Below are 15,681 nucleotides of genomic sequence, written 5' to 3' on the forward strand. Positions count from 1 at the left end.
CCGCCCGCGCCGGGACGCGCGACCTCCCCGGGCCGTCCCCCTCGGGAGGGGGCGGCTCCGGGGAGGGATCGCCGGACGGCCGGACGGCCTCGTCCAGATCGCGGGACGTCAGGAGACCGCCCCGGCCACGATCGCGGCGACCCCGAGGTCGGCGGCGGCGACGACCCAGCCCGCCGGGTGGATCGCGGCGCCCGTCCCGCCCGCGTCCACGAGCGTCGCGCCGAGCTTGCCGGGCGTGAGCACGTCCAGCAGGAAGAACGCCACGATCATCAGCACGATGCCGATCCCGCCGAACACGGCGGTGTCGACCAGGCCGTCGGTCAGGTCGCTGTCGCTGGTCACGATCGCGGTGGTGACGATCGCGGCGATGCCGAGGAGCTTGGCGGCCAGCAGGAGCGCGGCGCCCCGGTTGCCCTCGGTCCAGATCTGCTTGCCGAGCTTGCCGGGCGTCGTCACCTCCACGACCAGGTAGCCGAGCGCCATCAGGGCGATGCCGACCGCGCCGTAGGCGAAGGTCGCCCCGATCTCGTGAAGGATGTCGTTCATCTGTCGCTCCTCATCTGCCCGACCACCTCAGTCGCCCGACCACGTCTTGTCCCCGACCACGTCACTTGCCCGAGCCGGGTCCGCCGCCGCGGAACGACGCGGCGCCCCTGCTCGTCCATCCGTTGCTGCCCGGGCTGCTCCAGAGCCCGCTCACATGCGAGTAGTGGCGGCCGTAGCCGCGGCGCGCGCCGTCGACCGTGATCCGGCTGCCCGTCCCGTTCGGCAGGACACCGACGACGAGCTTCGGGTAGCGCATGAAGATGCCGCCGTTGGCGCCCATGGTCGCCAAGTCGTCCACCCGGTCGATCGGCCTGAACTTGCGGCCGATCTCCGAGGCGACCTTCTGGGGGGCCTTCGGCGACTGGTAGGTGTCCGGCCCGGTCCTGGAGTACTTGTCGGCGATCCAGGACGACTGCGACTTGCCGCAGCCGCCGAGCGCCGTGGCGGTCAGGGCCGCGGCGACCACCGCGCCCGCCACCCGGTATCTGCTGTTCATGAGGGTCTCACCAGACGGCTCCGCGTCATAACGATCTCCCGGGTCTGGGGGTAGGCGTGCCAGGTGCGCCATCCGAGCGCGGCCTCCTGCCCCGCCGTGTCCTCCAAGGCGAGGACGGTGACGGCGTGCGGGGAACCGGGGAAGGCCCCGGTCAGCGTGTCCCCGCGGTCCGCGAGCCGGGCGCACACGGCCTCGACGGCGCGGGCGAACGCCGTCCCGTCGCTGTGCGCCGCGGTCGTCGCCGCGAAGTCGTACGCCCAGCCGGGCACGCTCGTCGCCGCGTGCCCCGGCAGCGGCTCGGCGCGGCCGGGCAGGCACGCGACGGTCTCGCTCAGCGGCCCGGCGATGACCTGGTGGGACGCGCCGAGCAGGCGCAGCTCCACGGTCAGGCCCGCGCGCTCCACCGGCAGGACGGCGAGGGCGTCCATCGGCGGCAGGCCGAGCGCGAACGACAGCCCGTCGGCGCGGGCGTCCGCGTAGGGGGTGTCGAGGGTGGCCTCCAAGATCAGCTACCGCCCGGGTAGATCGTCATCGATCCCGTCGGGACGCGCTCGCCGAGCCCCGCCTCCCACTGGCCGCCGCCGTACTGCTCGAACGACAGGTACCTGCCGCGCGGGCCCTCGTAGTCGACGTACTCGACGCGGCCCTGCACGCCGACGCCCGTCGTGCCCTCGCTGGTGTAGTCGGCGGTGCCGTGCTCGTCGCGCCGGTACTCGACGCCGTCCACGACGAGGTTCTTCTCGCCGGGCCGCAGGTCGCCGATCTCGTGCTCGGTCCACCAGACGACCTCGAGGTCGGGGTCCTCCTCGACGGAGACCCACACCTTGGTCCCCTCGATCGTGTCGGCGTCCAGGAGGTGCTCGCTCCAGGTGAAGCCGCCCTCCTTCAGCCGCAGCGAGCCGCGGACGAAGTAGCGGGTGCCGAGGTACTCCACCATGTCGCCGGCCTTGAGGGCGCGGGGGTCGCCGGCCACCTGGTCCTCGGCGGCGAACGGGTCGCGCGGGACGGCCGGGGCGGGCGCGGGCGGCGGCGCGCCCGAACGACGCCGCAGCAGGACGGCGATGAGCGCCACCAGGGCGACCAGGATGAGTGCCAGCAGGATCACTATCGCCGCTTTGCCCACGGCACCTCCATCGTTTCGTCCGTTTCGGGGGGACAGACCTGCGGATCCTACCGACTGTGGCCTGTCAAGCCCATACCGCGATCAGACGTATCAAATGAAGATGCGGTTTCGTCCGGAAACGCTGCATTCCCGCCACCGACGCGCGGGCCGGAACCGGCCGGGACCGCGCCCGGCCGCGCGCCGGGCGGCGTCTCAGAGGCGCGTGGCGGCGGCGGCCACGCGCGCGTCGGTGGCGGTGAAGGCGATGCGGACGTGCCGGGCGCCCCCCGGGCCGTAGAACTCGCCGGGGCCGACCAGGACGCCGAGGGACGCCAGATGGGCGACGGTGTCCCAGCAGGGCTCGTCGCGCGTGGCCCACAGGTACAGGGACGCCTCGGAGTGCTCGATGCGGAACCCGTGCCTCTCGAACGCCTCGCGCAGGGCCGCGCGGCGCCGCGCGTACCGGGCCCGCTGCTCGTCGACGTGGGCGTCGTCGCCGTAGGCCACGGTCATCGCGGCCTGCACCGGCGCGGGGACGATCATCCCGGCGTGCTTGCGGACCTCCAGCAGCCGCTTCACCAGCGCGAGGTCGCCGGTGACGAACCCGGCGCGGTAGCCGGCCATGTTCGACCGCTTGGACAGCGAGTTCAGCGCGAGCAGCCCCTCGTGGGAGCCCTCGCAGACGTCCGGGTGCAGGATCGAGACCGGCGGGTCGCCCTCGTCCCAGCCGAACTCCAGGTAGCACTCGTCGCTGACGACGACCGCGCCCCGGCCGCGCGCCCACGCCACGACCTTGCGCAGGTGCTCGGCGGGCAGCACCTTGCCGGTCGGGTTGGACGGGGAGTTCACCCACACGATCTTCGGGGCGACCGGGCCGAGGGACAGCGTGCCGTCGGTCGCGACGGGGTCGGCCCCGGCGAGCCGGGCGCCCACGTCGTAGGTCGGGTAGGCCAGCGCGGGGAAGACGACCTTGTCGCCGGGTCCGGCGCCGAGCAGCGTCGGCAGCCAGGCGACGAGCTCCTTGGTGCCGATGACGGGGAGCACCGCGTCCGGGTCGGCGCCCGTCACGCCGGCGCGGCGCCGCAGCCAGCCCGCGACCGCCTCGCGCAGCTCCGGCGTCCCGTAGGTCTGCGGGTAGCCCGGCGCGTCGGACGCGCCGGCGAGGGCCCGCCTGATCGGCTCGGGCGTCGGGTCCACGGGCGTTCCGACCGAGAGGTCGACGATGCCGTCCGCGTGCGCCAGCGCCCGCTCCTTGTACGGCGCGAGACGATCCCACGGAAAGTCCGGCAGCGTGAACAACGCCCATACCTCCTTGGAGAAAACGCCGGGCCGCGGTCGTTCCCGACCACGGCCCGGTTCACGGCACAGGCGGACCCCGGAGCGCCCGCGCGGAGCGCTCCAGACCCGCCGGGATCAGTCGTCCTGGCTCTGCGGAGGCAGCGCGGCGACGATCGGGTGGTCCTTGTCGATCTTCCCGACCTTGGACGCGCCGCCGGGCGAGCCGAGGTCGTCGAAGAACTCCACGTTCACCTTGTAGAAGTCCTTCCACTGATCGGGGACGTCGTCCTCGTAGTAGATGGCTTCAACCGGGCAAACCGGCTCGCACGCACCGCAGTCGACGCACTCGTCCGGGTGGATGTAGAGCTGACGCTTCCCCTCGTAGATGCAGTCGACCGGGCACTCCTCGATGCATGCCTTGTCGAGCAGGTCCACGCAGGGCTGCGCAATGACGTAGGTCACGTCAGTGACTCCTCTCGGATTTCCGGCCCCGCCGCACGTCACGGCTCACCGCAAGCTCGCTGTGAATAGTATGGCCACCCCGCCGCCGTCGATTCGACATGGGGGTCCCTACATGTCCGGCCGCTTCGCCGCACGCCTGGTGGTGGCCATCAGTGGCGCGGACGTGGGCCAGCGGATCTCGCTGCGCCGCCGTCTGCCTACGGGAGGGTACAGCGACGTCGTGGGCGTACTCGAATCATGGTCCGCCGGGACGCTCGCGGTGCGCCGCCGCACCGGTGAGCTCGTCGAGGTGCCGGAGGCGTCCATGGTCGCGGCGAAGGTCGTCCCGCCGCAGCCCCCGCCCCGCCGGCGTCCCCGCCGCGAGGAGCCCGAAGAGGAATAGCGCCCGCGCCGGAGACCGTCGGCGTGTCGGCGGGACGACGCCGCCCGGCGCGTCCCGGGCGGCCGTCCACCGATCGGTGGACGACGGGTTCAACCAGTCGAGGCTGTCGGCGGTCCCATGCCCGCGACCAGCATTGACGGCATGACGGAAGTTGCTGAGCGGGCGGGCGGGAATCCGGTGACCGGGCCGGAGGAGGTCGTGCGGCTGGAGGCCATGCGCAAGGTGTACGGCGGTTCCAGGCGCGGTGTGGCGGCCCTGGACGGGGTGCCCCTCCGGCTGGACCGGGAGTCGTTCACCGCCGTGATGGGCCCGTCGGGGTCGGGCAAGAGCACGCTCCTGCACTGCGCGGCGGGGCTGGAGCGGCCGACGTCGGGAGCGGTGCGGCTGGCCGGGGCGGATCTGACGGCGCTGGGCGAACGGGCGTTGACGCGGCTCCGGCGCGAGCGGATCGGGTTCGTGTTCCAGGCGTTCAACCTGCTGCCGGAGCTGACGGTGGTGGACAACGTGACGCTGCCGCTGCGGCTGGCCGGGCCGCGACCGGCTGCGCCGGGTACCTGGCCACCGAGAACGCGCGGGCCGGCACCTCGCGGCTGACCGGCGCGATCCTGCCGGTCATGCTGGCCACCGGACTGGCGCTCGCGCTGGCCTACATGCAGACCACCCAGGCCGAGGGGGCGCGCGGTGTTCCGGGACAACCTCCGCGCCGACCTGGCGGTCACCTCGCCGACCGGCGGCCTGACGCTGGACACGGTCGACTGGATCGCCCGGCGGCCCGGCGTCGCGGCCGCCTCGGCCCAGGTGACCAGCACCGGCTACATCGAGCCCGCCGAACTGGCGGGGCCCCTGGTCCGCAAGGGCGACGCGGGCGAGGGCGCCCCGCAGCCGCCGACGATGGCGCTGCTGGGGGTCACCGCCGCCGGCGTGGCCCGGACGACCGCGTACCGCGCCACCGGCGGCAGCCTCGACGCCCTCGACGGCGCGTCCGTCGCGCTGCCGGAGCGCTTCGCCGCTCCCTACCGGATCGGCGACACGGTCCCGATGCGGCTGGGCGAGGGCAGCCGGGCCGCCCTCAGGCTCGTGGCCACCGTCCGCACGCGGCCCGGGTACGAGACCGCGCTGCTGCCCGCGGCGACCCTCCTGCCGCACACCGGCGGCGGGCTCGTCCCCCAGATCATGGTGACCGCCCAGCCGGGCGCCGACCACGGCCGGCTCGCCCGCACCCTCGCCCAGGGGCGCCCCGGCCTCCGCGTGGTCGACCGGGGGACGCTGTCCGCGCTGCGCGCCGAGCAGGACCGGACGCAGGCGTGGATGTCCTGGCTGGTGCTGGCCGTGGTCGTCGGCTACGCCGCGATCGCGCTGGTCAACGCGCAGATCCTCGCCGTCGGCGAGCGGCGCCGCCAGTTCCGGCTGCTGCGCCTGGTGGGCGCGGCCCGCCGGCAGGTCCTGCGGATGATGGCGGTGGAGGCCGTCCTGGTCACCGCGGCCGGGCTCGCCGCGGGAGCGCTGGTCGCCGCGGCGACGCTGGTCCCGCTGAGCCTGAGCGTCCTGGACGCGCCCGTCCCGCACGGCTCCCCGTGGATCCTCGCCGCGGTGGTCGCCGCCGCGCTCGCCCTGACCCTGGCCGCCACGCTCCTGCCGGCCCTGGCCCTGCTGCGCGTCCGTCCGGGCGAATCCGTCGCGGGCGGCCGCCACTAGCCGGCCCGGGGCCGGCCCACCGTCCTGAGGTGTGGCGGGTCAGGGGCTCGGCGAGGCGGGCGGGGCGGGCGCCGGGCCGCTGGGCGCCGGGCCGCCGGACTCCGCGGTTCCGGGCGCCGGGGCGCTGCTTCCCGACGACGGGCCGGCGGACGGTCCCGTGGGCGGCGGACTGGCCGTGACCTGCGTGGGCGGCGCGGTCCGCTCGATGTAGGACGTGCCCGGCGCGAGCCGCTGCCCGGCGAACAGCTCCGAGACGGTCACGAACGTGAACCCGCGCTTGCGCAGCCCGTCCACGACCTTGGGAATGGAGTCGACGCTCGGCTTGTGGATGTCGTGGAACAGGACGATGCCGCCGGTCTTCGGCTCCTTGACCCCGACGCGCGTGTCGCGGGCGGCGTCGCGGTAGCGCCAGTCGAGCGTGTCGACGCTCCAGAGGACCAGGGGCATCCCGATCGCGGTCTCGACGCGCTTGTTCGTGGACCCGTAGGGCGGCCGCACCAGCGTGGGCGCGACGCCGGAGGCGTCCTTGACAGCCTTCTGCGTGCGCTGGATCTGGGACCGCACCTCGGCGGACGACAGGGTCGTCAGATCCGGGTGCGACCAGCTGTGGTTGGCGACCTCCTGGCCCTCCAGGGCCATCCGGCGCACGACGTCGCGGTGGGCGCCGACGTTCTCGCCGAGCATGAAGAACGTGGCGCGCGCGCCGTTCCTCTTGAGCGTGTCGAGCAGCCGCGCCGTGTACGGGCCGGGGCCGTCGTCGAACGTCAGCGCGACGCACTTCACCCGGTCACAGTCGATCTTCCTGGGCGGGGGCGGCGTCGGGCTCGGTGGCCGCGTCGCCGTGGCCCTGCCTTTGAACGCGCCGTGCTCCCCAGCCGTCCGCGCCTGCCGCTCCGCGTGGCTGCATCCGGCCGCGAGCAGGAGTCCGGCACCGATGACGGCACAATTCCTGATCCGCACCAGGCACCCCCATAACGTGTGACCTCGGGCGGCTTAATACCCTCCGTAACCGATGAGACACGCTTCCCTATGGTCCGGAAAATCAAGATCGTCCTTGGGACGCACCGGGAAATTCCCCTCCGTCATGCGACGGACCGCTCCGCCCGGGGCGCCCCTCGCGCCGTCCTGGCGGCTCTGTGGCCGCCTGAGAGCTCTTCGGACGCCGCCCCCGGCTCGTCGGGTTTCGAGGCGCCCAGGCCCTTCTGCGCGGCGCGCTCGTCAGCGGACGGGCCAGTCGGGGACTTCGGGCGGGAGGTCCTTGCTGACGCGCAGCGGGAAGACGGCGTCGCGCTTCTCCAGGAAGGACGAGACGCCCTCGGCGGCGTCGGCGCCGCCGCCGAGCGAGGCCATGAGGCGGGAGTCGGCGATGTGGGCGGCCCACGGGGACGGCGCGGACAGGCCCGACCACATGAGGCGCCGGATCGCCGCGACCGAGACGGCGGAGGTGTTGTCGGCGATCTCGCGCGCCAGCGCGTAGGCGGCCGGGAGGAGCTCGTCGGGCGCGTACACGCGGGAGACGAGGCGGCCCGCGAGGGCCTCCCGCGCGTCGAAGATCCGGCCGGTGGCGGCCCACTCCATGGCCTGCGCGATGCCGACCAGGCGCGGCAGGAACCAGCTGGAGGCGGCCTCGGTGACGATCCCGCGCCGCGCGAACACGAAGCCGAACCTGGCCTTCTCGCTGGCGAGCCGGACGTCCATCGGCAGGGTCATGGTCACGCCCACGCCGACGGCCGCGCCGTTGAACGCGCCGATGACGGGCTTGAGGCAGCGGGCGATGCGCAGCGCGACCGTCCCGCCGCCGTCGCGCGGGGTGCCGTCCTCCAGGACGTCGTCCTCCCCCGCGAACATGTCCCTGGACTTGTCCTTGTCGAAGGTGTCGCCGCCGCCGCTCAGGTCGGCGCCCGCGCAGAACGCGCGCCCGGCGCCGGTCACGACGACCGCGCGCACGTCGTCGTCGGCGTCGATCCGGTCGAAGACGTCGAGCATCTCGCCCCGCATGACGAACGTGTAGGCGTTCATCTTCTGCGGCCGGTTGAGCGTGACGGTCGCGATCCCGTCCCGAACCTCGTACCCGATCTCTGCGTACGGCACCCTGCGCACCCTTCTCCAGCCCGGCTGTCAGAATCCGATTCTAGGAAGGCGTCCGTCAGGCGCGGGCTTCGGGGAACATCCGCAGCAGGACGTCCCGGCGCCACTCGGCGAGGTCGCGTCCCGGCGGCGGGACGGGCGCCAGCGCGCCGTCGTCCGCCGGCGCGAGGCGGATCTCGACGCCGGGCGCGAGCTCGTCCGGGATCTCCCCCGTGGCGGCGAGGCGCCGCGCGAGCGCGCCGAGGACGCGCGCCCAGCCCTGCCCCAGATAGGGCGGGAGCCCGTCGGCGCGCAGTTCCGGGAGGCCCCGGGCGGACAGGCCGGAGGTGCGCAGGGTCAGGCCGTCCGGCCCCTCGGCCCCGACGACCCGGATCTCGGACGTGACGTCCGCCACGGCATCCCCACCTCACCATCGGGTGATGTCCGATAAATTATGACAGTGAACTGGGCCGTGACGACGTACGACTCCGCCTTCGGGTACGTGTCCGCGCACGGTGCGCCCCTCGTCGACCTGCTCGATCCGCAGCCCGGCGAGAGGGTCATCGATCTCGGATGCGGCACCGGCTCGTTCAGCGCGGAGATCGCCGAGCGGGGCGCCGAGGTGCTGGGCATCGACGGCAGCCCCGAGATGGTCGCGCAGGCGACCGCCATGCACGCCGGGCTGTCGTTCGTCGTCGGCGACGCCCACGACTTCACCGTGGGCGAGTCCTTCGACGCGGTCGCCTCGAACGCGGCCCTGCACTGGATGACCCGCGACCCCGACGCGGTGATCGGCCGCGTGCACGCGGCGCTGCGCCCCGGCGGCCGGTTCGTCGGCGAGCTCGGCGGCGCGGGCAACTGCGCGGAGCTGATCGTCGCGATGCAGACGGCGTGGCGGGTGTTCGGCCTCGGCGAGCCCGAGCTGCCCTGGTACTTCCCGTCGCCGGCCGCGTACGCGACCAAGCTGGAGGAGGCCGGGTTCACGCTGCGGCTGCTGGAGCACGCCGAGCGCCCGACCCGGATGAGCGAGGGCCCGGACGGCGCCGCCGACTGGGTCCGCGCCTACGCCTCCCGCGCGCTGGCCGACGTCCCGCCGGAGCTGGTCGACCCGCTGCTAGAGCGCGTCAACGACCTCGCCGCGCCCGCGCTGCGCCGCGAGTCGGGCTGGGTCGCCGACTACGTCCGGCTGCGGTTCGCGGCCGTCCGCCGGTCGGACGGCGCCGCGCCGACGCCGTTCGGGCCGATGGGCGCCGACCACTCCGGGTAGGCGCGCCCTAGGGTGGAGGCATGCTGCGGCTCCACGACCACCGGACGGGACGTTCCGAGGCGCTGCCCGCCGGACGCGGGCTGCGCGTCCAGGTCGTGGACGGCGCGTACCGCCGCGCGGTCGTCGCCGACCTGCTGCGCCGGGTCGCCGAACGGGGCGGGCGCCGCGTCCAGGTCGTGAGCACGCCGGGCGCCGCGTCGGGCCTGGACGACTACAACGTCCTGCCGTTCGAGGTGGCGGACGGCGTGCGCCCGGACGCCGACGTGTACGTGTCCGAGACGGCCGGCGTGGACGCGCTGTGCCTCGCCGTCCCGCAGGAGACCGGGACGGCGGCGGATCCGCTGACCGCGCGCCTGGCGATGCTGGAGGTCCCCTACCGGGAGCCTCTGGAGCTGTCGGAGGAGAGGCTGTCGGCGGCCGCGCGGCGGCTCGACGCGTGGCGCGGCAGGGTCGCCGAGTGGGCGACCTCGCCGGGGCGGCCGATCGACCGCGCGTACGCGACCGAGGCCGAGGCCGCGCTGGCCGACGACCTCGGCAGCCCCGCCGCGCTCGCCGTCCTGGACCGGCTCGCCGCCGACCCGGACGTCCCGCCGGGCGCGAAGCTGGAGACGTTCATCCACCTCGACCTGGTGCTGGCCCTCGGTCTGGTCTCCGCGATCGGCCAGGCCTGAGCGTTCGTCCCGTCAGGTGTCCGGTCGGGCGTCCGGGACCTCGGTGAGGCTCCCGTCGGCGACCAGGTCGGCCATCGACCGCCGGAACACGTGCGCCGTCCCGCCTCCCGGCTGCCCGAACCACGGGACGGCCGTTCCCGTCAGCGTCTCCATCGGCCGCCGCAACCGGTAGACGCGGTACGGGCGCTCCCGCCACCCGGGCGGCAGCGACCGCTGCGGAAAGGGCGTGCGCGCCGCGTACGTCACGTTCCCGTCCGGTGCGCCGTAGCGGTCCACTTCCGTTCCCGCGGCCAGCTCCATCACGTGGCGGTCGCGCAGGAGCGACAGCGGCGGCTCGCCCTTCAGCGGCGCGAACGGCCCGTCCCCGACGGTGTGGCGCGGGTCGAGCAGCAGCCGCCCGAGCAGGTGCGCGGACGCCTGCTCGGCGTCGTCGAAAACGGCCTCCTTGCGGCGCTCGCCGTCGCGCATCCGGAACACCGACCAGCGCCCCTGCCGCGCCGTGAGGCACCAGACGCCCTCGGCCACGTCGTTGACGCGGTAGGCGGCGCGGTCGACGCGGAGCTGGTCCAGGCGGTGCTGGAGCGCCCCCGCCCAGTCGGGCCCGGCCTCGGGCCGGACGCGCCCGGGCGCGGCGCGCCCGGTGACGGCGGCGTTCGCCGCGTCCATCGTGCCCTCGTCCACGTCGGGGACGCGGAACCCGCCGGCCCTGATGTGCGCGACGAGATCGGGCTCCGGCGGGACGCCGTGCTCGGTCAGGTAGTAGGCCACCGCGCCCGACCACACCCACGTCCCGTCGGTGTGGAAGGTCAGCGGCACCGCCGCGCCGCGCGACGGGTCGAGCCGGTCGGGGGCGTTCGAGCGCGCCGCCATGACGGTCGGGGCCTGCCGCAGGTACTCGGCCACGCGGCCCGCCTCGTCCGGTGGGACGGGCGGGCGCGACACGGCCGGGCGGCTCCCGTCCGGGCCCGCGTGGTCGAAGATCCTGGCCCGGCGCAGTCCGGGTCGCGGCGCCGCCGCGACCGCCTCGGGCCGGGGGCGCGGCCCGAGGCGCCGCACCATCCAGTCCGGGACGTCCTCGCGCGGGAACCGCTCCAGCTCGCGCCGGACGTCGTCGGCGGACGGCTCCTCCTCCCAGCGCGGCTCGTCGTCGTGGGTGAAGCGCGCGCGGCAGCGGACGGCCCCGTCCTCGTACAGCACCTCGAAGTCGACCCTGGACCAGGTGGAGCCCTGGAACGCGTGCGTCCCGGCGCGGAGCCGGTCGAGCAGCGCGGCGGCAGCGGCGGGCGCCGTCCAGGACGTCCGGGCGCCGCCGGCCAGGCGGCACGGCATCGCGGGCATCTCGGCGCGCCCGCCGACCGCCTGGTAGTGCCCGGAGATCCGCTCCCACAGCCCGGGCGCGTGGGAGGCGACCAGGATCGCGAACCGGTCCGACAGCAGCTCCATCTGCTCGACCGGGTCCATCGGCCCCGGGGCGGAGGCGGGCGGCTCGGCGGGCTCGCGCCCTTCCAGCCGGTCGCGCAGCCAGCCCGGCACGTCGCCGCCGTCCCGCGGCATCACGGTCTGGTCGCGCCGCCAGTGCTCCGCCGGGATCGGCGGATCCCACAGCGGGTCGAAGTCGTCGTTGTAGAGCGGGCACGCCGAACCCGGCTCGATGATCATGACCATCGAGAACCAGGTGCCCCGCTCTGGCCGGTACCGGGCACGGCGCAGATCCAGCAGCAGGCCGGCCAGCTCCTCCGGGACGTCCCCGGACATCTGGATCCGGCCCTCGCCCGTCAGCACCGTCAGCGAGACGTTCTTCCCGGCGACCGTGGCGGCGCAGTGCAGGTCGATCCGCCGCCAGCCGGGCGGCGCCTGCCGGCGCGCGCACTCGGCGACCCGGCTCTCGAACTCCGCGACGCGGTCGTCCTGGCCCGTCACCGCGCGTCCCTCCGTCCCGATGGCTCCCCCTATGGCACCTGATCGGCAGATTAACCGCACTAATGAATGTATTGCGCACCGCCCCGGGCGCTGGCGACGCTCGCGGGAGGCTACTTTCGTATGTCGTGTCCACCGCTGCACCAGCGTCGTCCGTCCCGGCGCCCCCCGGCCCGCCGCACCGCCGGCGCCGCCGCCGTGCCCGCCCGCTGATGTCGGCGGTCGTCACGATCACCGCGCTGCTGTGCGCGCTGGTCGGCGGGGTCGGCTGGTACTTCGCCGGCGTCGCCATCGAGGTCGACCACTCCGCCGAGTACCCGCTGACCATCGAGGACGCGGGCGACGGCACCGTCACGCTGCCCCGCGAGCCGGGTACGGAGCGCCCCGGCGCCTGGGCCCTGGCCTGGAAGGGCGGGCGCGCCCTGCTCGGGCCCGTCGTCGGCGGGAACGACGAGCAGGTCGTCCGGAAGGTGTCCCCCGTGGAGGGCGACCTGGTGAAGGACGCGCCCGCGGTGATCGACCACTGGATGTACGACGGCGACCCGAAGACGGCGCTCGGGCTGCCGTTCCAGGACGTCATGTATCCGTCCGAGGTCGGGCCGATGCCGGCGTGGCTCGTCCCGGGGACGACCGGCAAGGGCACCTGGGTCATCGGGGTCCACGGGCGCAACGCCGACAAGGCGGAGACGTTCCGCGTCATGCGCACCGTCCACGCGCTGGGCATGCCGATGCTGTCCATCGCCTACCGCAACGACGTGGGCGCGCCCCCGTCGCAGGACCGCCGCAACCATCTGGGCGACAAGGAATGGCACGACGTCGTCTCCGCCATCGGCTACGCGCGCGCACACGGCGCGACGGGCGTCGTCCTGTACGGGTGGTCGATGGGCGGCGCGATGGCGTTGACGACGCTGCAGCGCGACCCGTCGTTCGTGCGCGGTGTCGTGCTCGACTCCCCCGTCGTGGACTGGAACGCCACCCTGGACAAGCAGGGCGACGCGCGCCACCTGCCCGGCTTCATGACGGACATCGCCAAGCGCGTCCTGCAGTGGCGCATCGGCATCGACCTGACCGACTTCGACATGCGCCGGTTCGCGCCCCACCTGCGGACGCCCGTCCTCATGTTCACCACCGAGGACGACGCCACCGTCGCCAACGGCCCCGCCTTCGCCTTCGCCCGCGAGGCGCCGCCCGGCACGGTGACCCACATCCCCACGCCGGGCGACCACACCGAGTCCTGGAACGTCGACCCCGCCGCCTACGAGCGCTCCCTGACCGCGTTCCTCAGGAGGATCGGCTGACCTCCAGCAGGGTCTTGCCGACGGTCCGGCGCGTCTCGATCGCGGCGTGCGCCTCGGCCGCGCCGTCGAGCGGGAAGCGCTGCCCGATCACCGGCGTGAGCCGTCCGGCCGCCGCCTCGCGCAGCGCGTGCTCCGTGAACTCCCGCAGTTCCTCCGGCGCGGCCTTGGGCCAGACCAGCGTCACGCCCCGCTCCCGGGCGTCCTCCTCGGGGATGTTCGCCTCCTCCCCGCTCGCCAGCCCGAAACTGACCATCCGCCCGCCCTTCCTGAGAAGCCCGAACGCCTCGCGTGCCACGTCGCCGCCCACCCCGTCGAACACCACGTCCACCGGCCCGGCCTTCTCCGCCCAGCCCGGCTCGCCGTAGTCGACGGCCTGGTCCGCCCCCAGCCGCACGGCCAGCCCGGTCTTGCGCTCACCCCGCGCGGCCGCCACGACCGTCGCCCCCCGCGCCTTCGCGAGCTGGACGAGGAGCGTCCCGACCCCGCCCGCCGCCGCCTCCACCAGGACGCGCTCGCCCTCGCGGAGCCGGGCCGCGCGCGTCATCATCACGGCCGTGCGCCCGTCGGCGAGCAGGGCGACCGCGTCGTCGAGCGCCAGGCCGTCCGGCACCTCGAACAGGCCCCTCGCGTCCACGGCGGCCTTCTCCGCGTAGGCGCCGGTCCCGCCGGTGCTGCTGACGACCCGCCGTCCGACGAGCGCCCCGTCCACCCCGTCGCCGACCTCCGCGACCACGCCGCCGACCCCGTTGCCCGGGATCACCGGCGGCTCCAGCCGCACCGGCATCGGACCGGTGCCCGACCGCAGCTGCGTCTCCACGAACGTGATGTTGGCGAACGCGACCTCGACCAGCGCCCGGCCCTCGCCCGGCACCGGATCGGGCGCGTCCCCCGCCTCCAGAACCTCCGGACCGCCGAACTTCCTCAACCACACGGCACGCATGCTCGACTCCTCCCATCAGCGTCTTCACCAGGAGCCTGGTACCTCAAGCAAGGTCGAGGTCAAGCGGGACGCAACGAATCCCTTTTCTCACCCCACGCATCTCTGTAAGCTTTCGCGCGTATTCGGCCCGTTGTCTGCTGCCGCTCAGGGATGGCGATGCGCATACGTTCCTCCCCTCTGGGGCCTCGCCGCGCCGCCTGCCTGTCGGCCGTCCTCGCCGTGTGCGCGGCCGCCGGATGCGGAACGTCCGGCTCGTCCGCCAGCGGTGAACTGTCCCCCAACGGCCGGCTGGAGAACGGCGGCACCCCTGCCGCCGCCGCGCCCACCGCGGTCCCGACGGACCAGCTCTTCAAGACGGTCCTCGCCCGCTACCGCGCCTACCAGGCCGCCTACCAGAAGGCCTACGAGAAGAACGACGCCGCCGAGCTCGCCGACGTCGCCATGGACCCCCTCCTCACCGAGGTCACCGACGACGTCGAGGCCACCAAGGCCAAGGGTCAGATCTGGCGCTTCGCGAAGACCCTGAACCCCCGGGTCTACGCGGCCTCCAAGGACCGCTCGAAGGTCTACCTGATCGACTGCGTCAACACCGTCGCCGGTTACCGCTTCTCCGCCAAGACCGGCAAGCGGACGGGCGGAGGCAAGGGCGGCGCCTACCTCTACCGGTACACCGTCCAGTACGACGGTGACTCCTGGAAGGTCGCCGCCTCCGTCCGGGACCGCACATGCTGACATTCCCCAGAGGACACGCGATGTCTCACACCCCCACCCGGCGCCGCGCGGCGTCGGGCATCACCGTGGCGGCGGCCCTCCTCTCCACCTTCGCGGCCCCGGCCCACGCCCTCGCCGACGGATGCGGCGCCTCGGGCAAGGGCCTCGACTGCAACCTGTCCGGCGTCACCGGCGGACGAGGCGGAGGAAGCGGCGGCGGGAACGGCGGAGGCGGATCGGGCGGAGTCAGCGGCCCGGTGGCCCCGCCCGACCCCGAAGGCCTCACCGACAACCAGGCCGTGGACGGCGTCGACACCCCCGGCGGCAACGCGCCGCCCGCGGCCCAGCCGCCCGACGTCTGGACGATGATGCAGCGGGCCAAGGCCTCGGCCCCGTTCCCCGTGCCGACCGCCTACACGGCCCCCAAGGACAAGACCTTCGTCCGGCTGCGGACGAACCTCTGGGTGGACGGCTTCACCGTCGTCCAGACCGACCCGATCTCGCAGGGCGGCGTGACCGTCCAGGCGACGGCGACCCCTTCGTCCGTCAACTGGAACCTCGGCGAGACCCAGATCACCTGCGACGACGCGGGCAGCGAGACCGGAAAGACCTGCGGCTACACCTACCGGCGCTCCTCCACGGGCCAGCCGGGCGGCGCCTGGCAGATCACCGCCACGATCACCTGGAAGCTCGTCTGGACCTGCACGGGCGCCGTCTGCGGCGGCGGCCTCGACGACCACACCATGACCTCCGAGCCCACCCCCCTGGCCGTCAGCGAAATCCAGACCAACACCCACAACTGACCCCGCCCCCACCCGGTCTCGCAGCGCCGCCCAGCACGCCGGACCT

Annotated in this window: 19 protein-coding genes; 8 read left to right on the plus strand and 11 right to left on the minus strand. The window is 74.2% G+C overall.

All coding sequences use genetic code 11. The features are described from left to right. Positions 1 to 108: 108 nt before the first annotated feature. The 6 genes from ACQEU6_RS20350 to fdxA form a co-directional block, all read right to left on the minus strand. Positions 109 to 546, minus strand: a complete 438-nt coding sequence (locus tag ACQEU6_RS20350) for a DUF350 domain-containing protein (RefSeq protein WP_499334024.1) — start codon at positions 544 to 546, stop codon at positions 109 to 111. A 61-nt stretch (positions 547 to 607) separates the two neighbouring features. Beyond that, complete coding sequence (locus ACQEU6_RS20355) at positions 608 to 1,042, minus strand: DUF4247 domain-containing protein (RefSeq protein WP_499334026.1); 435 nt, start codon at positions 1,040 to 1,042, stop codon at positions 608 to 610. Then, positions 1,039 to 1,545 carry a DUF2617 family protein gene (locus ACQEU6_RS20360; protein WP_499334027.1) on the minus strand — a complete coding sequence of 169 codons (507 nt, stop codon included), beginning with the start codon at positions 1,543 to 1,545 and terminating at the stop codon, positions 1,039 to 1,041. Before ACQEU6_RS20360 ends, ACQEU6_RS20355 begins: the two co-directional genes overlap by 4 nt. A gap of 2 nt (positions 1,546 to 1,547) precedes the next feature. Continuing rightward, positions 1,548 to 2,165 (minus strand): DUF4178 domain-containing protein, encoded by a 618-nt coding sequence (locus tag ACQEU6_RS20365; RefSeq protein WP_499334028.1) that lies wholly within the window; start codon positions 2,163 to 2,165, stop codon positions 1,548 to 1,550. Between the two features lie 192 nt (positions 2,166 to 2,357). Continuing rightward, positions 2,358 to 3,443, minus strand: coding sequence for a succinyldiaminopimelate transaminase (gene dapC / locus ACQEU6_RS20370; RefSeq protein WP_499334030.1), 1,086 nt, complete (start codon positions 3,441 to 3,443; stop codon positions 2,358 to 2,360). 114 nt (positions 3,444 to 3,557) lie between these two features. Then, complete coding sequence (fdxA, locus tag ACQEU6_RS20375) at positions 3,558 to 3,884, minus strand: ferredoxin (RefSeq protein WP_190860953.1); 327 nt, start codon at positions 3,882 to 3,884, stop codon at positions 3,558 to 3,560. A 112-nt stretch (positions 3,885 to 3,996) separates the two neighbouring features. Between fdxA and ACQEU6_RS20380 the strand changes: the two genes are divergently transcribed. The 3 genes from ACQEU6_RS20380 to ACQEU6_RS20390 all read left to right on the plus strand — a co-directional run bounded on the left by ACQEU6_RS20380 (position 3,997) and on the right by ACQEU6_RS20390 (position 5,961). Beyond that, positions 3,997 to 4,266 carry a putative acetyltransferase gene (locus ACQEU6_RS20380; RefSeq protein WP_499334032.1) on the plus strand — a complete coding sequence of 90 codons (270 nt, stop codon included), beginning with the start codon at positions 3,997 to 3,999 and terminating at the stop codon, positions 4,264 to 4,266. A 141-nt stretch (positions 4,267 to 4,407) separates the two neighbouring features. Further along, on the plus strand, positions 4,408 to 4,860 hold the full coding sequence (locus tag ACQEU6_RS20385) for an ABC transporter ATP-binding protein (protein WP_499334034.1): 453 nt from the start codon (positions 4,408 to 4,410) through the stop codon (positions 4,858 to 4,860). Between the two features lie 87 nt (positions 4,861 to 4,947). After that, positions 4,948 to 5,961 carry an FtsX-like permease family protein gene (locus ACQEU6_RS20390; RefSeq protein ID WP_499334036.1) on the plus strand — a complete coding sequence of 338 codons (1,014 nt, stop codon included), beginning with the start codon at positions 4,948 to 4,950 and terminating at the stop codon, positions 5,959 to 5,961. Between the two features lie 39 nt (positions 5,962 to 6,000). On the opposite strand, the gene ACQEU6_RS20395 is transcribed toward ACQEU6_RS20390, so the two are convergent. From ACQEU6_RS20395 to ACQEU6_RS20405, 3 genes are all read right to left on the minus strand, one after another. Beyond that, on the minus strand, positions 6,001 to 6,744 hold the full coding sequence (locus tag ACQEU6_RS20395) for a polysaccharide deacetylase family protein (RefSeq protein WP_499334037.1): 744 nt from the start codon (positions 6,742 to 6,744) through the stop codon (positions 6,001 to 6,003). A gap of 435 nt (positions 6,745 to 7,179) precedes the next feature. After that, positions 7,180 to 8,052 carry a crotonase/enoyl-CoA hydratase family protein gene (locus ACQEU6_RS20400; protein ID WP_499334038.1) on the minus strand — a complete coding sequence of 291 codons (873 nt, stop codon included), beginning with the start codon at positions 8,050 to 8,052 and terminating at the stop codon, positions 7,180 to 7,182. 55 nt (positions 8,053 to 8,107) lie between these two features. Next, the gene (locus ACQEU6_RS20405; protein WP_499334040.1) at positions 8,108 to 8,443 is read right to left on the minus strand and encodes a hypothetical protein; all 336 of its coding nucleotides are present in this window, start codon (positions 8,441 to 8,443) and stop codon (positions 8,108 to 8,110) included. Between the two features lie 45 nt (positions 8,444 to 8,488). Between ACQEU6_RS20405 and ACQEU6_RS20410 the strand changes: the two genes are divergently transcribed. Both ACQEU6_RS20410 and ACQEU6_RS20415 read left to right on the plus strand, forming a co-directional pair. Then, on the plus strand, positions 8,489 to 9,295 hold the full coding sequence (locus ACQEU6_RS20410; RefSeq protein WP_499334041.1) for a class I SAM-dependent methyltransferase: 807 nt from the start codon (positions 8,489 to 8,491) through the stop codon (positions 9,293 to 9,295). Positions 9,296 to 9,315: 20 nt separating this feature from the next. Next, positions 9,316 to 9,966: a hypothetical protein gene (locus ACQEU6_RS20415; RefSeq protein WP_499334043.1), complete on the plus strand. Its 651-nt coding sequence runs from the start codon at positions 9,316 to 9,318 to the stop codon at positions 9,964 to 9,966. Between the two features lie 12 nt (positions 9,967 to 9,978). On the opposite strand, the gene ACQEU6_RS20420 is transcribed toward ACQEU6_RS20415, so the two are convergent. Next, complete coding sequence (locus tag ACQEU6_RS20420; RefSeq protein ID WP_499334044.1) at positions 9,979 to 11,886, minus strand: glycohydrolase toxin TNT-related protein; 1,908 nt, start codon at positions 11,884 to 11,886, stop codon at positions 9,979 to 9,981. A gap of 125 nt (positions 11,887 to 12,011) precedes the next feature. Here ACQEU6_RS20420 and ACQEU6_RS20425 point away from each other — a divergent pair, with 125 nt between their 5' ends. Further along, positions 12,012 to 13,181 (plus strand): alpha/beta hydrolase family protein, encoded by a 1,170-nt coding sequence (locus ACQEU6_RS20425; protein ID WP_499334045.1) that lies wholly within the window; start codon positions 12,012 to 12,014, stop codon positions 13,179 to 13,181. On the opposite strand, the gene ACQEU6_RS20430 is transcribed toward ACQEU6_RS20425, so the two are convergent. Beyond that, the gene (locus ACQEU6_RS20430) at positions 13,165 to 14,121 is read right to left on the minus strand and encodes a zinc-binding dehydrogenase (RefSeq protein WP_499334046.1); all 957 of its coding nucleotides are present in this window, start codon (positions 14,119 to 14,121) and stop codon (positions 13,165 to 13,167) included. The genes ACQEU6_RS20425 and ACQEU6_RS20430 overlap by 17 nt on opposite strands. A gap of 156 nt (positions 14,122 to 14,277) precedes the next feature. Here ACQEU6_RS20430 and ACQEU6_RS20435 point away from each other — a divergent pair, with 156 nt between their 5' ends. Beyond that, on the plus strand, positions 14,278 to 14,853 hold the full coding sequence (locus tag ACQEU6_RS20435; RefSeq protein ID WP_499334047.1) for a hypothetical protein: 576 nt from the start codon (positions 14,278 to 14,280) through the stop codon (positions 14,851 to 14,853). Between the two features lie 20 nt (positions 14,854 to 14,873). Further along, the gene (locus ACQEU6_RS20440) at positions 14,874 to 15,635 is read left to right on the plus strand and encodes a hypothetical protein (RefSeq protein ID WP_499334048.1); all 762 of its coding nucleotides are present in this window, start codon (positions 14,874 to 14,876) and stop codon (positions 15,633 to 15,635) included. The last annotated feature ends 46 nt before the right edge of the window (positions 15,636 to 15,681 follow it).

The sequence above is a fragment of the Spirillospora sp. CA-108201 genome (assembly GCF_050936235.1).
In the GTDB taxonomy this organism is placed as follows: domain Bacteria; phylum Actinomycetota; class Actinomycetes; order Streptosporangiales; family Streptosporangiaceae; genus Spirillospora.

Excerpts from the sequence above, each read along its gene's own strand:
- ACQEU6_RS20350 (WP_499334024.1), bottom strand. The coding sequence starts at position 546 with ATGAACGACATCCTTCACGAGATCGGGGCGACCTTCGCCTACGGCGCG.
- ACQEU6_RS20355 (WP_499334026.1), bottom strand. The coding sequence starts at position 1,042 with ATGAACAGCAGATACCGGGTGGCGGGCGCGGTGGTCGCCGCGGCCCTG.
- ACQEU6_RS20380 (WP_499334032.1), top strand. The coding sequence starts at position 3,997 with ATGTCCGGCCGCTTCGCCGCACGCCTGGTGGTGGCCATCAGTGGCGCG.
- ACQEU6_RS20385 (WP_499334034.1), top strand. The coding sequence starts at position 4,408 with ATGACGGAAGTTGCTGAGCGGGCGGGCGGGAATCCGGTGACCGGGCCG.
- ACQEU6_RS20415 (WP_499334043.1), top strand. The coding sequence starts at position 9,316 with ATGCTGCGGCTCCACGACCACCGGACGGGACGTTCCGAGGCGCTGCCC.
- ACQEU6_RS20430 (WP_499334046.1), bottom strand. The coding sequence starts at position 14,121 with ATGCGTGCCGTGTGGTTGAGGAAGTTCGGCGGTCCGGAGGTTCTGGAG.
- ACQEU6_RS20435 (WP_499334047.1), top strand. The coding sequence starts at position 14,278 with ATGCGCATACGTTCCTCCCCTCTGGGGCCTCGCCGCGCCGCCTGCCTG.
- ACQEU6_RS20440 (WP_499334048.1), top strand. The coding sequence starts at position 14,874 with ATGTCTCACACCCCCACCCGGCGCCGCGCGGCGTCGGGCATCACCGTG.